The organism is Methanococcoides sp. (assembly GCF_030594565.1).
Classification (GTDB): Archaea; Halobacteriota; Methanosarcinia; order Methanosarcinales; family Methanosarcinaceae; genus Methanococcoides; species Methanococcoides seepicolus.
On the sequence record NZ_JAUVEY010000011.1, the window covers coordinates 1 to 16,776 of the forward strand.

At 44.4% G+C, this 16,776-nt stretch carries 12 protein-coding genes; 3 read left to right on the plus strand and 9 right to left on the minus strand.

The window, feature by feature from the left end:
* From QAS77_RS01825 to alaS, 3 genes are all read right to left on the minus strand, one after another.
* On the minus strand, window positions 1–2,506 hold a 2,506-nt coding region (locus QAS77_RS01825; protein ID WP_305063957.1), incomplete at its 3' end, for a valine--tRNA ligase.
* 136 nt (window positions 2,507–2,642) lie between these two features.
* Entirely contained in the window at window positions 2,643–3,713 is a 1,071-nt protein-coding gene (locus QAS77_RS01830) for a response regulator transcription factor (protein WP_305063958.1), read from the minus strand.
* A gap of 248 nt (window positions 3,714–3,961) precedes the next feature.
* Entirely contained in the window at window positions 3,962–6,733 is a 2,772-nt protein-coding gene (gene alaS, locus QAS77_RS01835; RefSeq protein ID WP_305063959.1) for an alanine--tRNA ligase, read from the minus strand.
* 303 nt (window positions 6,734–7,036) lie between these two features.
* On the opposite strand from alaS, the gene QAS77_RS01840 reads away from it, so the two are divergent.
* Both QAS77_RS01840 and surE read left to right on the plus strand, forming a co-directional pair.
* A complete protein-coding gene (locus QAS77_RS01840) occupies window positions 7,037–7,309 on the plus strand; it encodes a hypothetical protein (RefSeq protein ID WP_305063960.1) in 273 nt (90 codons plus the stop codon).
* A 110-nt stretch (window positions 7,310–7,419) separates the two neighbouring features.
* Window positions 7,420–8,205: a 5'/3'-nucleotidase SurE gene (gene surE / locus QAS77_RS01845; RefSeq protein ID WP_305063961.1), complete on the plus strand. Its 786-nt coding sequence runs from the start codon at window positions 7,420–7,422 to the stop codon at window positions 8,203–8,205.
* Window positions 8,206–8,311: 106 nt separating this feature from the next.
* Here the strand turns inward: surE and QAS77_RS01850 are convergent, their stop codons facing one another.
* The 4 genes from QAS77_RS01850 to moaA all read right to left on the minus strand — a co-directional run bounded on the left by QAS77_RS01850 (window position 8,312) and on the right by moaA (window position 13,526).
* Window positions 8,312–9,967 carry a SulP family inorganic anion transporter gene (locus QAS77_RS01850; protein ID WP_305063962.1) on the minus strand — a complete coding sequence of 552 codons (1,656 nt, stop codon included), beginning with the start codon at window positions 9,965–9,967 and terminating at the stop codon, window positions 8,312–8,314.
* A gap of 629 nt (window positions 9,968–10,596) precedes the next feature.
* Window positions 10,597–10,929 carry a DNA polymerase V family protein gene (locus QAS77_RS01855; RefSeq protein ID WP_250867123.1) on the minus strand — a complete coding sequence of 111 codons (333 nt, stop codon included), beginning with the start codon at window positions 10,927–10,929 and terminating at the stop codon, window positions 10,597–10,599.
* A 1,481-nt stretch (window positions 10,930–12,410) separates the two neighbouring features.
* Window positions 12,411–12,587 (minus strand): hypothetical protein, encoded by a 177-nt coding sequence (locus tag QAS77_RS01860; RefSeq protein ID WP_250867122.1) that lies wholly within the window; start codon window positions 12,585–12,587, stop codon window positions 12,411–12,413.
* A gap of 3 nt (window positions 12,588–12,590) precedes the next feature.
* Window positions 12,591–13,526: a GTP 3',8-cyclase MoaA gene (moaA, locus tag QAS77_RS01865; RefSeq protein WP_305063963.1), complete on the minus strand. Its 936-nt coding sequence runs from the start codon at window positions 13,524–13,526 to the stop codon at window positions 12,591–12,593.
* Between the two features lie 77 nt (window positions 13,527–13,603).
* Here moaA and QAS77_RS01870 point away from each other — a divergent pair, with 77 nt between their 5' ends.
* Window positions 13,604–14,923, plus strand: a complete 1,320-nt coding sequence (locus QAS77_RS01870) for a cobyrinate a,c-diamide synthase (protein WP_305063964.1) — start codon at window positions 13,604–13,606, stop codon at window positions 14,921–14,923.
* Between the two features lie 4 nt (window positions 14,924–14,927).
* Here QAS77_RS01870 and priL read toward each other — a convergent pair whose 3' ends face one another.
* A complete protein-coding gene (gene priL / locus QAS77_RS01875) occupies window positions 14,928–16,022 on the minus strand; it encodes a DNA primase regulatory subunit PriL (RefSeq protein WP_250867119.1) in 1,095 nt (364 codons plus the stop codon).
* 1 nt (window position 16,023) lies between these two features.
* Entirely contained in the window at window positions 16,024–16,761 is a 738-nt protein-coding gene (locus tag QAS77_RS01880; RefSeq protein ID WP_305063965.1) for a DNA polymerase sliding clamp, read from the minus strand.
* Between the last annotated feature and the right edge of the window lie 15 nt (window positions 16,762–16,776).

Genomic DNA, 16,776 nt, shown 5'->3' on the forward strand with positions numbered 1-16,776 from the left:
CCGGTTCAAGCTCGATATCCTCGCCATCTACATTGATGTTGATGTTTCCTTTTGAGATAATATCTGCAACTTCCACAGGGTCCATGGATGTCAGGGTCTTGATTATGGCCCCTGCCTGTTTCCTGAACTTCGGACCGATGATTGCCATGTTCGGCTTAACGTTCACCGGCACATGTTCAAAGTCCGGCTCCCCGCTAATTACCTCCACGGTTGAGTTCGTAACACCTGTCAGGTCTGAAGCATCTCCAAGGGAGGCATAGACCTCGATCTTTTCAAGGGGTGCGTTGAGTGCCATTCCAAATTCGGATTTGTATCTTCTGATACTGCCTGCAAGGTCCTTGATAAGCTCTCCGTCCTTCTCTATAGCCTCATCGATGAGTGTCTCATCAACAACTGGCCACTCCTGAACGTGTATGCTTCCCTCTCCTATCCTTGAGTACATCTCCTCTGCAAAGAACGGAGCAAATGGCGCAAGCATGCGTGAGAGTCTATCAATGGCAACATACAGTGTGTACTGTGCTGCCCTGCGTGCTTCCTTATCCTCGCCATACAGCCTGGACTTCACAAGCTCTATGTAGTTATCTGCAAGGGTTTCCCATGCGAATCCCCTTATGGATTTGTATGCCTCGTCAAACTGGTATGCATCAAGGCTTGCGGTAACCGAACTGATGAGCCTGTTAAGATTGCTCAAAACCCATCTGTCGATGACATTGAGCTTTTCCGGTTTGTCGGATGTGATCTCTGCAAGCTCGTCTTCGATGTGTGACATTGAGAACCTGTATATACTCCACATCTTAGTAAAGAATCGAGATGCTGATACTACATCTTTCCACCTGAACATCACATCGGAGCCGGTGGTACCACCTACTGCTGCCCACTGCCTGAATGCGTCAGCACTATGATCCTTAATAACTTCTTCAGGGGATATGACATTTCCAAGGGATTTACTCATCTTGTGTCCGTCCTCTCCAAGAACCATCCCGTTGACGAGTATGGACTCCCATGGCTTCTCGCCAGTAAGTGCCATTGAACGGAGTATGCTGTAGAAAGACCATGTACGAATAATGTCGTGCCCCTGTGGACGCAACTGCGTTGGGTTCCTCATCTTCTTATCGCTGAGCCATCCTGCGACATGTAACGCAGTAATGGAGGAATCCATCCACGTATCAAGGACATCCTCTTCCGGTTCGAAATCCTCACATCCGCACTTACATGCCACATGTGGTTGCTGCTGCGTAGGGTCGACAGGGAGCCATTCTTCTTCTGCGACCATGACCTCGCCACACTTCTTACAATACCAGACAGGTATTGGTGTTGCGAAGATCCTCTGTCTTGAGATACACCAATCCCATTCCATGGTTTTGGTCCAGTTCTGAAGCCTTACCTTCATATATTCAGGCAGCCATTCGATCTCGTCTGCTGTCCTGAGTATCTCATCATTATCGATCTTCACGAACCACTGTCTCTCGGACAGTATCTCGATAGGTGTCTTGCATCTCCAGCACATTCCGACATTCTGCTCAAGCGTATTCTGCTCGTAGAGGTACCCTTCGCTTTTGAGGTCTTCGATAATAGCCGCTTTGCAGTCAGGTATTGTCATTCCTGCGTATTTTCCGGCTATCTCGGTGATGATGCCGCTCTTGTCAATGCCCTTCCTTAACGGGAGGTTGTGTTCTAGCCACCATCTGACATCCTGTTTATCTCCAAAGGTACAGATCATGACCGCACCTGTACCGAATGTTGGGTCAACGTCCTTGTCAGCTATGACCTCTACATCATGACCGAACAGTGGTACTTTCATTGTCTGTCCGATGTATTCCTTATAACGCTCATCTTCCGGATTGATGGCAATGGCAACACATGCCGCAAGCAGTTCCGGTCTTGTCGTGGCTATCTCCAGCTTGTCGAAGTGCAGGAAGTTCAGTTTAGTATCCCTTGAATCGTATTCGACCTCAGCAAAAGCAATAGCTGTTTCACATCTTGGGCACCAGTTTACAGGATGCTCTGACTGGTACAAACGGTCCATAGCTTTCATCTTGACAAAAGATGCCTGTGTCTTGACGTAGTACTCAGGTTCCATTGTGACGAACTCATTGCTCCAGTCAGTTGAGAAACCAAGACGATGCATTGTCTTTCTCATCTTGTCAATGTTGCCTACGGTCAGTTCTTCACACATTTGCCTGAATTCTGTACGAGGTACCTGATTCTTTGTAATGCCGTGGGTTTCCTCCACCTTTACTTCGGTAGGGAGGCCGTGGCAGTCCCAGCCCTGCGGGAACATCACATTAAAGCCCTGCATCCTCTTGTATCGGGCAACAAAATCGATATAACACCAGTTAAGGGAGTTCCCTATGTGGAAATTTCCAGTAGGGTATGGGGGTGGGGTATCAATGATATACTGGGGACGACTTTCGTCTTTCCAGTCAAAATGATACATTGACATATCCCAGTCGTTTTGCCATTTTTCTTCTATTTCGTGAGAATCGTATTCTTTAGGAATTGTCATTAAAACACTCCAATTATTATTAAAAAGTATCTATGTATTTTGATAGATTGAGAGGTTTTAGAATATTTAAAATATCTGGTTGGAACTCAAATATTGCACATTATCATTGCTTGTTCCAAAAAAGTTGAAAAGAGGATTAATTTTGTTCGGCCAGTTCCGGTTCCCAGCCAAATCTTTTCATGACCATCTTTATGCGGGCATTGATCTCCCTCTTGTCAAACGGTTTTGAGATATAATCATCAATTCCAAGCTCCATTCCCTTAAGCTTGTCCTCTATCTCGGTCTTTGCAGATACCATTATGACCGCAATATCCCTTGCATACGGGTCTTCTTTCAACCTTTCGACAACTTCATATCCGTCCATGTCCGGCATCATGATGTCCAATAGTATAAGGTCTGGAAGCTCCTCAATGGATTTCTTGACGGCATCTTCTCCATTGTATGCCACAATGAAATCGTAAGGTTCGGTTGCAAGTGAAAGCCTGATCAGTTCCGGGATGTCCGGCTCATCATCCACTACAAGTATCTTGAGCCTTTCTTTATCTATCTTCTTCTGGGTGTATTCGAGATCGATCTTCCCGTCAATGATGGTGTAATGAACATCAAGGCTCTTCATTCCAATATCGGTGTGAAAGTTCCCTTTCTCCGTAATGTCTATTATAATATCGAAGAATGAACGCATGAGTCCTTCTGTTTCTTGCGGAAATATGCCTTTGCCAAGCATTGAGATAATACTTCCCTGGCTATCACGAACTTTTCTCTCGAGGAACTTGATAAAATTCTCAACTACCTGAAGGTTATCTTTTGAGAGTACTGTAAGGTCATCAAGGACCATGATAGAACCCGGCTTATCGTCGAATATCCTCGATGCGTGTGATCCGATCTTGATATAATCGGTTGCAGAACCGCAATAGAATGTATTAGGGTCGTTCTTGCCTGGTCCTTCGATATCAATGAACCACATTCTCTCGATGTAATCATTGACCTTGAACCCGTACTCTTCGAACTTTTCGAGCACATGTTTCCTTGAGGTCTTCAGGCATAACCACACAATGTTCTTTTCAGGATTGCATTTCAGTGCAGAATATGTATAGAAATAGATCATTCTCTCGCTGAACACATTCAAAGGTGCCAGCATCAGTGTGTTCTTCGATGCCAGTTCTTCACAAAGTGTTTCTATGATCTTAGTTGTTTCTTCCGCAGACATCTTACCCTCATCCAATTACTTAGGTCATTATTGTTTTTTTTGTAATATTAACCTTTTCAAAAAAACCTATCTTTTCAGATGTGATTAATAATGTGATATCTATTTAGGGTAAAACAAAATCTACCTCATAATAATGGTATTTGTAAACGATGATAAATGAAAAAAGATGCCTTCAGGTCAGGAACACTGACCTGTGGACGTTTGGCCTCAAGTGCCAAAAAAGGCACCTATGTATCTTATCAATGTTCTTAATTGAGCTGTTCTTTCAAAAGCTCGACACTGCGTGATAATGCATTGTCCATGCCTGAAGGATCTGTTCCTCCGCCGCGTGCCATGTTAGGACGGCCTCCGCCGCCTCCGCCGACCATCGTTGACATCTCCTTGACTATGGCACCAACGTTAACGCCCTTTTTCACAGCATCATTTCCAGCAGCTGCGACGATCTTCACGCCGTCCATCTCACTGATAAGGATCGCAACAACATCATTTTCCTGTGTAAGCTCTCCGGCTGTCTTTGTGAGATCTTCGCTGTCAGCATGAGGTATTGCCTTTGTGATGATGCGAATCCCGTTCACATCTTCAGCATCGTTGACAAGCTGGCTGACCCTTGAGTGTGCAAGCTCTTCCTTGAGCTTGTTGTTCTCTTTCTTAAGTTCCTTCCATTCCTCGAAGAATCTCTCGATGGTCGAAGGAAGCTGTTCTGCTGATACTCGCAAGGTTTCAGATGAATCGCGTACAAGGGATTCAAGATCCTGCATGGCAACAACTGCTGCTTCACCGGCTGCGTATTCCAGACGTTCGACACCATCCTGTATGCGCTCTGTCTTCAGTATCTTTATCGGACCTACGAGACCGGTGTTCGTACAGTGCGTACCTGCACATGCCTCGATATCGTTTCCGACCTGAAGTACACGTATCATCTTTCCTGGGGGCACTCCTCCCTGGTACAGGCGGAATCCGTATTTCTGCTCGGCCTTTGTCCTGTCCATCCAGTCGCTTATGACACGCTTGTTCTCCATAACAGTGCGGTTTGCAATAAGCTCTATCTGATTGGCCTCTTCCTGGGTGATACGCTTGTAATGTGAAATGTCAAGGCGTGCACGGTCTGCGAACTTCTGTGCACCTGTCTGCCAGATGTGGCTGCCGAGAACTTCTCTTGCAGCATCATTGATTATGTGGGTTGCAGTGTGATGTCTTGCATGTGCCATACGGCGCTTTTCGTCAACCCTGCCGACCACCATGTCGCCTTTGCGGATATGTAGCTCGTCCTCTATCTCTTCTATGGTGTGCACAACTACGCCATCATACATCTGGGTATCAACAACTTTCATTACAACATCTTCGACCGCAAGGGTTCCGTGGTCTGCCGGCTGTCCTCCGCCTTCCGGATACATTAGCGTGTTGTCAAGCACTATGTGGTTATCGAACACATCAAGGACAACAGCATCGAATTCCATTCTGTTAGGCTCATCGTAGAACAATCTCTTTGTCTTAGGCAACCTTAAGATCTTGTCCGCAAAAGGAATGACCTTCTCTTCCTTCTCTTCGGACTGGCTGTGTTTGTCTGCAACAAGGGAGTAGAAATTGTCTGGCAGGTCGACTTCGACACCTACGTCAGATGCGACCGCTTTTGAGATCTCTGGTGGTATGCCGTGACTGTCATACATGTCTATGATGGTCTCCAGCGGCATCTTCTTACCACTCTCTTTGTAATGTCTGGCGGATTTCTCCATCATTCTCCTTCCGCGTTCAAGAGTTTCCGCAAACTTACGTTCCTCATGTTGCAGGATGTCCTTGATCACATCGAACCTTTCCCGGAATTCAGGATATTCCGGCAGGTTGTTGATGTGCATCTGTACTATCTCGGAAATCGGGATCTTTATGCCAAGGTCCTTCATCATCCTGAGAGTTCTGCGTATGACAAGTCTTGCCAGATATCCGGCCTTCACGTTGGATGGTATGATGCCATCGCCAAGCATGAATGTCAGGCATCTTGTATGGTCAGTTATGGCATAGACGTTCTCCACAGGCTCCATAATGGAATTGAGCTTGTCCGCAGTGATGCCAATGCTTGTTGCTACCTGTTTTCTCAATTCCAGTAGGTTTGCCTTCTCACTTACGTCCATAAGTCCTGCAAGACGTGCATTCTGTGAAAGGATAAGTGAATATTCATTGTCCTCTAGCTTGTGTTCGATTCCTGCAAGTCCCATCAGTTCGTTCACAATACTGGGGAAAATAGCATCATAAATGGTAGGTGAGCCCTTTGAAGCCCAGACGAACCTTTCCAGTCCGTATCCGGTGTCCACTATGTAATTGTCCATCTTGGAATACATGTCACCTTTGATGTCGATATCTCCATTTTTGTCCTTCTTGAGGTTCATGAACACAAGGGTTGCGACCTCAAGTCCTCCAATGAGCACTTCAACACATGCTCCTGCATTTCCACCGCCTGCCCATGGTTCCTCTTTATAGGTGACTGCCAGTGGGTCCGCGCCAAGGGCATTGAGAAGTCCGTCACACAGTTCAAGGGTATGCTCTTTCCAGTATATTTCCTCGTTCTTCGTGTTGAAGGCATGGTGTGCCATCATCTCGAAAGTGGTGAGGTGTCTTCCACTCCTTCCCACAGCATCAAGGTCTGAAAGCCTTATGCATGGCTGGGAGATCGTCAGCGGATTCGCGGGTGGGGGAACCTGGCCCGATGTGACGAATGGCTGGAAATCAGCAATTGACGCAATTGTCAGGTATATATCATCTCTCCATCTGGCGATGACTGGGTATCTTTCTATCCGGGTATGGCCCTGCTCTTCAAAAAAGTTCAGGTAGAATTCTCGCATGTCTGGGAGCTCTAACTCTTTTTTGAACACGGGGTTCCCAATAAATGAATAAGGGTCGCATGGTGCATCTCCACAGGTAGACCTTTCCATGTCTCGTGTCCAAAAGAAACTACCACATTTGGGGCACTGTTTTCTAACAAAACCGTTATCAGAGAAAAAATCGATTTGATATTCATCTTCAAGCATAATGATTCCAACTGTAGTCGTTATTCTATGATCATAATGTGTAAGTTAAATAGCTGGTGAAACGTGTTCTATTCGTATCCTTCAATAGTTTAAATACATTTCTCATTTTAGCAGTTTATCTTCAAAACTTTACCTTTGTATGTTTCTTATCAATGGCGCATGATGGTGATATTTGTTATTGCCTCTCATCGGCGTGTCCACATGTGTCCACAAATATCTGCAATACCCCCCATTCTATGGACATACCTCTTATATACATGTTCATGGAATTTGTACCTCTGGTATGAAGGGATGGTGTTCATGATGCAAGCAGTAAAATACATGTCATTGGTTTTCAGAGGCGTAGTAGAAGAATACAATAATACTGGTGTCCGACCATCTGTCTTTATGGATGCTGCCGGTGATCTTCAGGTCTATATCTGTGACCCTATTATTGATGATCCTGGGGTAATGGAATCTATCAATGAAAATGAGCTCGAGGTAAATGGTGGCCAGTTCGTTGGTTTCCTTGAGAGTTCTTTCAATGCACATTATAATAAGGTAAGGCCGGAAACCGAATTGCTACCCACAATGTAAAGTATATTTGCTTGCAACTGTTTTGATACTGGTCCTTTTAAATTCATACTCCTTCTCTTTTACATTCTTGTTCCATTAACTATAATACTCCAAAGAACAAAGAATGTACAATGTCAAAACGAATCCTTCTTACCAATGATGATGGCGTATATGCTGCCGGTATCAGAGCAGCTTATCGTAGTGTGTCCGACCTCGGTGATGTTACCGTCTCAGCACCAGCAATGCAACAAAGTGGTGTGGGTCGTTCCATATCCATATTCGAACCACTGCGTATAACCCGTACGACCATTGATGGTATTGAAGTGCATGCCATCGGTGGCACTCCAACTGATTCTGTTATTCTCGGCATCTTTACGATCATGAAAGAAATGCCCGATCTGATCCTTTCCGGCTTCAATATCGGTGAGAACATTAGCACAGACACCATTACGACCTCAGGGACCATCGGAGCTGCACTGGAAGGTGCAAGTTATGGTGTCCCTGCCATTGCCGCATCTTTGCAGGTGACCGAAGAGGGATTAAAATTCGATGACCTCCGGGATTTCCAGCATGACTTTGATGTTGGTGTCAAATTCGTGAACCGTGTTGCAAAAAAGGTCCTTAAAAATGGTCTGCCTGAGCATGTCGATCTTTTGAACATCAACATCCCCCATTTTGTGGAAGAGGATTCTGAAGTTGAAATCACAAAACTTGCTCGCAAGTTCTTCCGGACTGCTGTTGAGGAACGCCGTGATCCAAGAGGAAGGCCATATTACTGGATAGCAGGTGACCTTATACACACAGCCGAAGAAGGCACTGATGTTCACGCCATAGAAAAAGGTCACATCTCAGTGACACCTATATCACTGGATGCAACGTCTCCCATCAACTTTTCAGAAATCGAACATCTGATGTGACCTTACGGTCAGATGTTCACATTGTATACATCTATAGATCTAAGCTCAACAGAGATGCCTTCTTTTATCCATTGATCTCTATATTGAATGCAGGGATGGGATGGTTTCATCTATTTCCATCCCTTTCCTGTAAATATCCAAGGGCTTCCTGTGTGCTTTTGAAGATCGTGACATCCTTGTCCTGCATCAACTTGTTCAGGACCGCGTCAGAGCTGATCGAACGCATGACCTCCGGTTGCACGGTTGTCAAATATACCTTGTGACCTGTTCCTTTTCTGGTTAAGATGAAGCTTTTCAACCTTTCGATACCTGTGGTATCGATAAAAGGAACATAACGCATTCTTATGATCATATGGGGCTTGCTCATATGGATGTGTTCATCTACCTTGTTCTCGAATACTGCCATTGCGCCAAAGAAGAATGGACCATTTATCGTATATACCGCTACATTATCCTTTAGGTAAGGGTCTGCAAGTATCGTGGCATTTATTCCTTCGGAAGGGTCGTAGCTCTCCATTGACTGGACCTCGATTATGTTGGTCAGGCGTATGAACAGCAGTATTATCGAAAGGAACATGCCTGCCTGGATGGCAAATACAAGATCTGTCAGGACGGTCAATGCAAATGTCGTCAATAGGACGAACGTATCCATCTTGCTGATATTCATCGTGGTCCTGATCTCATCTACATTGACCATTTTGATGGAGACCAGTACGAGTATGCCTGCAAGATATGCTTTTGGGATGTACTGTGCTATTGGTCCGAAGAATATCAATATTCCAATGAGTACCAGGGAATGAATGATCCCTGATATTCGGGTCTTAGCGCCTTCTCTTATATTGACCGCACTTCTTGCAATTGCTGCTGTTGCAGGAATGCCTGCGAAGAACGGGAGGATAACGTTTGCAATTCCTTGTCCTATCAGTTCCTTGTTGCTGTTATGCTTGGTGTTCGTCATCGCATCACAGACCACAGCACAAAGAAGGGATTCTATGGTTCCGAGAAGAGCTATCGTAAATGCTGCCGGTAGGACCGCATACATGAGTCCGATGTTGATGTCCAGCATGTGGATCTGGGGGATCGTACTTGGGATCTCTCCAACGATCGGTATCTCAAGATCGAAACGATATGTGAGGATCACTGAAAGTACCAAAGTTATGATGGAGGCAGGAACGTTCTTAAGGTATTTTATGTTGGACAATGCCTTTGGCAGCAGTAGCATGAGTATTATGGTGCCTGCAAACATGCTCAACGCCAAAATATTCATCATGTCAATGCCTGCGATGACATCATAAACGGTTTCCCACACATGTTCACGTGCAGGCAATACCAGTCCGAACACATTGGATAGCTGTCCGATCAATATTATTATGCCGATACCGCTTGTAAATCCGGATATGACTGGCAATGGGATGTATTTCACAACTTTACCCAATCTAAATATGCCGAATAATATCTGGAAAATACCTGCCAAGAACCCTGCTAGCAATAATCCTTCAACACCATGTCCATTGACAGTTGATAATACAATAACTGTCATGGCACCGGTTGGTCCGGATACTGAATAACGGGAGCCGCCAAAAGTGGATATAAGCATTCCTGCAATAATGGCAGTGTAAAGCCCCATTACCGGCTCAACTCCGGAAGCGATCGCAAAAGCGATGGCAAGTGGAAGTGCCACAACTGCAGTGATAAGACCTGCTTTCAGGTCGCTCGAAAACGATTCTTCAAAATATTTCTTAACTTTCTGTTCTGTTCTCATTAGATCAAGTCTGTGATATTTTAGTCTGAAAAATAGATCTGTATTTATATAACTTTTAAATAATATGTCTGAACGATATCGTAAATAGGGTACTCCAGTAAATAGTTTTTGGATATATCCTAACGGTCGACGAATAAGGTAAATGTATGACGAAATCCATTTTAAGCTAATTCATAATTAGAAAATTAAACTGGTATTAGGCTTTCTATAAAGTTTAGGTTAGGTTCTTTAATTTAGAAACTATGTTTAGAAACCATTATCTTAAAAAAATCTCTTTACATTTTTCAATGGCAGTGGGAGAATTTGCTGTTATTGAATAAGCTAAAAGCTATTACAATAATGGGCTTAATCAATACACACCAAATAATACAACAAAATATACATCTTGTTTCTACTTTCAATGGTTTATTGATGCCCTGGAGGTGTGTACGGAAGACAATAAAAAAATAGGGAGGAGGCTTAAGGGCCTGGATGCCAAGAAGGGCACAGGTGAAGATATCCTGGGTATATACATCTACCAAGGAGAGCTCTCTCAGGTAATCTTAAAAAATTCTCGTTATTTGTTTCATATTCCTGATAATCACAGGGATGTGGAGTAAAAAAGTGGAATCAAGGTGATTCCACATCATTTACTTGTATTTAGGTTTTCGAACGTCATCGTCCTTTTCTTCATCACCGCTTTCGTCACCGTCATCACAAAACTTACAGTCGCCATCGTCATCGCAGAGCTCGCCATTGTTGAAATCATCAAGCTCCTCATATAGATCATCACCAAATCCTTGCCAGGCATCACTATTTGCAGCAACTCCAACTCCAACAGGATGAACAAATATCCAGGCGTCAGCGGCCTCAATGATATCGGCTATGTCAGGGCAGCCACAGTATTCACCACCGTTCAGCTTGGCGGCAACCAGTGCCTCGAAAAGTGTGTATGTCTTATCGCCTGCCACGGGAGCCTGCATGTAACTTATGGTTTCTGCCTTCGTGTAGGTGATACCACCAATCTCGATCTCCTCAACTGGCCATCATCTGGGTGGTTCTTCCAGTACCCTGGTGAATATTGGGTACATTCTTTGCAAAGTCCAAAATTAATTTCTTGTAGTACACCTTCTTTCACCTCGATGCAATCCCACTTGACTTCATAGGAACTATCCTCTGGCACGATCTTTACTAAGTATTTGCCGCAGGAACGGATTCATACCTATACTAATCACTAAGAATTAGTGCTGGCACTAGTGCTGGCTTAATCAACGTACACCCATCCAAAGCATATAGTTCAACATCGGCATTGTAATGGCTATTGATATCTCCAGTGTTCTAAACCCCATCGCAGTTGTTATCATAAAAGACACCGATGTCGAGTGTATCGAGCACTCCATAACAATCACTGTCAGAATAACTTGGGGATCTAGGTAATGATGAAAAACACTACGGCGTTATGTGGAACTTATGCACAACCATAGTTCAACGCATTTTGAAAAAAAATTAAGACACAATCAGAAATCAAAATTTCAATCCAAAATGAATCGGTGCATAATCTTTCGGGGTAATAGGTATCTTGAGAAATAAATATTCAAAAATTCAAATTGTTAGTTTTACACTAATTTTAAAAGTTTGTGCTTCTACAGTGCTAATATCCTTCTTGTTTGGACAGATTCTCATCATACTAGATTGGATTATAGAATCTCAATCTCTGTAACCATTAAAAAAGAAAAAAAATAGGTTATGATGTTGAATCAGAGCCAGTCTGCATGAAGAAGTCTTGCTGTGTCCTTGCCTTCGAAGGGTGCACCACTAAGAAGCTGACCTGTCAAAGTTAGGTAACCATCAAGCCCTTTTACCTCTATCTAACTAAATTCAAACGAATCTCGTAGGTCACTTTTATCCGGTTTAAATTGAAGCACCAAATCCAGAACCCCATCACTATTGACATCTTCATATCCTGCCTTGACCAATCCAGCGTTGGCTCCATTCTTGTACGTCACTGGTCCAACCCCAGCAAAAACCACACTAGTTAGATCTATCTGGTTTACATCAAAGGTGTCTGAACCCAATATTGCAACTGGGATCTCACCAGCGGCGTTTACATTAATGGAATTTGGCTATGACCCTGGTTTGATATCAATATCTGGGTGAATTGCCAGCGCGGTGCCAGCGGCCATTATCATCAGTAGTAATGAAATGGCTAAAACACTTAATTTGTTTGTTTTCATATATATCACTCCCTTTTTATTAGACTGGCATAGCGGTAGCTACTCCCATTTTTTACTGTCCAAAATATAATGGTGGTCAGGAGATTTGGAACATGCGAACCCAGCAATCACTGCTCATATTATATTAGGAAGTCCTCAATATATAGCCATTTAAGAACCAATGATTCTGAAAAGAAGTTCTAACCTAAACTACGTTGATGAATGGATGGATTGGCAATTCCCTCTATTCGTTAAAGTTCGCTCTGGTGAGCCGTCTTTGATCTCTTAAGTTTGACCGTCATTTCTTTCCAGTCCTCCTCAACACCGTGGAGTGTCTCCACAGAAGAGCCGGTCATGGCTGCGAGTATCTCGGTAACGAAATGGTTGATCTCTATGTTCTTTCCATCAACTGTAAGTTCTACTTCCATTTTTCAATCTCCTATTATCGTTTTACCTTTCATGTCCCTGTAGAATGGAACTCTGCGATCAATGGATCTGCGTAGTAGTTCCGGCAGTTCATCAGGTTCTGCTTCTGAGACGTCGATAAGGTTGTTGTTAACCAGCAGGCAAGGTTTGAGCTTTCCATCTGCGGTTATCCTGAGCCTGTTGCAGTTGGCGCAGAACTCCGTATTTTCAATCGGTCTTACGAACTCGACCTCAGCACCATCGATGACGTATTTCTTGCGGTGGTGCATGTTACGCATAGTAATATTGTCTGCATGCTGTTCAAGTTTTTTCTCTATCTTGTCCGCATCAATATCGTATTGTGCCCCATCTCTGAAATCCATCACCTGGATTATCTGTAATATCAGGTCGCCTTTTTTACTTCGGACAAATTCCAGCATATCATCGATCTCATCTTCATTGATGCCTTTGAGAAGTACCATGTTCAATTTGACCGGTGTCAGTCCGGCACTTATGGCAGCATCTATCCCTTCAAGGACCTTATGCAGGGTTTCCGGGCTTCCGTGAGTGATGTATGCATATTTTTCAGGATCAAGGGTATCAAGACTTACATTGGCACGGTCCAGTCCGGCTTCCTTTAAGCCGAATGCGCGCTCTTTGAGAAATACGCCGTTCGTTGTAACTGAAACATCCTTAAGTTCCGGAAGTTCTCGAAGTATGTCCTCGAAATCCTTCCTGACAAGGGGTTCCCCTCCTGAGAACTTGACCTTGTCGACGCCGAACTTTGTCGCAGTGCTAACAATGGCAGAAATTGTCTTTGCGGACATTTCTTTCCTGTTTCCCTCATCACCTTCGCTGTGGCAATAGATGCAATCAAGGTTGCAGCGGTTCGTAATTGAGATCCGAAGACTTGTAACAGTACGTCCGAACCTGTCTGTCAAACTATTACTGGATGGATTCATGGTCGTGTACACAAAATGATTCTTAAGTTGTGAAACAGATGGTAATCGATATATATAAAACCAACTCAATTAGTGCCATGAAACGATCGGTCCTAATTGCAGGTACGCATAGCGGTGTCGGTAAAACGACCGTAGCTATGGGAATTATGGCGGCTCTTACCAAAAGGAACATGAAAGTACAGCCTTACAAGGTTGGTCCGGATTATATCGACCCCACACATCACACAGCTATCTGCGGTGTGTCCTCAAGGAACCTTGACACTTTCATGATGGGGGTGGATGGTGTTCGCAGAACTGTGGATAGCAGTTACAAGGATGCTGATATCTCTGTCATCGAAGGCGTTATGGGGCTTTATGACGGTATGGATTCAACGGAGATCGCCAGCTCGGCACATGTTGCGAAGTCACTTGGTATACCTGTCATACTGGTCGTGAACGTACACGGTATGTCCAGAAGTGCCGGTGCTATTGTGAAAGGTTTTACCGAATTCGACAAGGACGTTGAAATTGCAGGTGTTATCCTTAACAGGGTGGGAAGTCCACGCCATGCAAAGCTGATCAAGGATGTCCTTCAGGATATTCCGATCCTGGGCACTGTTCCGAGGAACAATGATGTGAAAGTCCCTTCAAGGCATCTTGGTCTACATATGGCATCTGAGCAGGATTATGATGTAGATATGCTTGCAAGTTTCATTGAGGAAAATGTCGATATCGACACAATCCTATCTCTTGCACGCGAACCTGTTAAGCCGGAAGTTGAAGATGAAAGGTGTGTCGGAAATATGTCCAAGGTCACCATAGGTGTTGCCAGGGACAGTGCGTTCTGTTTCTATTATGAAGAAATGTTCGATATGTTCAGGAAATGTGGTGCGAACATTGAGTTCTTCAGTCCTCTGGATGGTGAACTTCCTGAAGTGGATGGCCTGTATTTCGGTGGAGGTTATCCGGAACTCCATATCGCAGAACTTGAACGGTCAAGCACGACAAAGAAGCTCAAAGACCTTTCTGCTGATGGCATGCCTATCTATGGTGAGTGTGGCGGGTTGCAGTATCTGTGCAGTTCCTATGAGATAGAGGATGTCGTGTACAAGATGGCAGACCTTTTCCCTGCAGAGACCGTGCAGACAAAAAGGCTTCAGGCACTTGGCTATACAGAGGGTATCGCAAAAGGCAAGTTCATAAAAGGACCTGTCAGAGGCCATGAATTCCATTATTCTCTGACGGAATGCGATAGTGATTCAAGGCTTGCTTACGAAATGTCCCGTGGTAAAGGCATCATGAACGGAAAGGATGGTATCACGGAGCATAATTCCCTTGCAAGCTATATGCATGCGCACCCTGGCTCGTTCCCTGTGGACAGTTTTGTGGAACAATGTCGCCAGTATAAAAAGAGATAAATGCTTACTGAGGGGGAGTTTCCCCTTCCTTTTTCTCTTCATTTCCTTTTTCGTTATCTTTTTGCATTCTGTTCTTGAACCACGTCCTCCTGCTATAATATCCTAAAGGATGTTTTACCCCTTTGCATATCTCATCCGGAGCATAACAGTTGCCGTAGGTTCTCATCGTGTTGCAGGATGGCGGTTTATATGTTGTGCCTGATGAAGTTCCAGCGATGTGTTCTATCTGGTAGCGTGTTTTTTCCTCATCAAAGTCAGGGGAGATGTTGAACATTGCCACCACTTCGTCAACGGACATCCCGATGTTTATTAAGAACGAGGTCATTGCAAATCTCATCGAATGGGCAAGGTTCACTCCGGCACGTACATTTGCAATCGCTTGCGTGATGCATGGTGGGAACAGTTCACTTTCTACCTTCTGGAATTCTCCTACTCCGAATTCGGTCTTCTTCTTTTCCAGTTCTTCACTGATTGTATCCGTATGCGGGATGCAGGCTTCACATATCTCTTTTGGAACAGTTATTGGGAGTGAGTTCTGTATCCGCAGGCGTATGGCCTCCTGGAGCAGGCGGGCAAGCTCTTCCTTGCTTATTTTTACGTAGCCTTTCTTCATCTTCCTGTTTACCAGTTTCCAGTTAAGGTCCTTCAAAGGACTTGCAAGTTTGATATAATCCGTAAAATGCAGGTCGAAAAATATGTCATGGGTTTCCGGATTCTCGTAGATCTCCGCATTGATCTTGAAATCAGTGGCCAGGTCCTGTAGGAACTCCGGTTGTTGTGTTTTCAATAAATGGTATGCAGCCTTGGCTTCGGCAAGTGCATATTTTCGGGTCAAAAAAGGATCATCTATGCACGAGACCAGTATCCTTGAAAAAGGGTAGGACAACAGTTCAGTAAGTATCTTTCCTTCTTCTGAACTGGAGGGGGATGGTTTTTCGATCTCGCCTTCAAGTGCTTGTATCACACGTTCCTTTCCTCTTATGCGTGCGGATTCCAGTGCACGTGAGGATAGTAGCCTGTCCGGTGAAAATCCGAGACTTCCGACATATTCGGATGCCTCGGAAACAAAGGGGTATAAGGCGAGATGTCTGTTATCCATTTTAGTCTGATTCAATTCTTGGTGCCAGCAGATATCCAATGCTGCCGTTTCCGTTGGCAATGCTGAAATTGATCTTTATAGGGAAATCGTTGCCTAGGTGAAGTGAGATCTCGTTGGATTTTGAAGCAGGTTTAATAATGTCTGACAGGTAGTCAAGTGAGAACAGTGAACGCACTTCAGACGGCTTGATGTCAATAAGCTGGTCACGTGTCATGGTGAGCTTCACACGGTCGGTGTCACCCTCTGCTTCCATGAAGAAGGATTCTCCTTCAACACCAAGTACCATATGGTCACTTATCTTCTCAGCGGCTTTAACAGCTTTTTGCAGGTCCTTTCCGTTAAGGACTATCTCTGCTGGCAGTTCAAGCTGTGGAATTCTTGGTTCTGCACGTATCGTGGATGGGTCAAGCAGTGAAACTGTGTATGAAAAACCGCCTATCTGAATCTTCAGTTTCTTTGATTCCTCATCCAGTTCCATCTGGGCCTTATCGTCCCTGTCTGCAACTCCCAGTATGTCATTGATCCTCGAAAGGTCCAATCCCAACTCACAGTCGTCTGCTTCAAAGTCATCGAATGCCTCTGGGGTAAGGTCAAAACTTACCATCGCAACGTTTGCAGGGTCGACTGCCCTTACAATAACTCCTTCTGGTGAAATCCTGAACCTTGCTTCGTCCACGAGTACAGAAAGCGTTTCGATCGAATCCTTTAGAAGATATGCATCAATTGTCGCCTTGAACATGTTGTTTCTCCATCG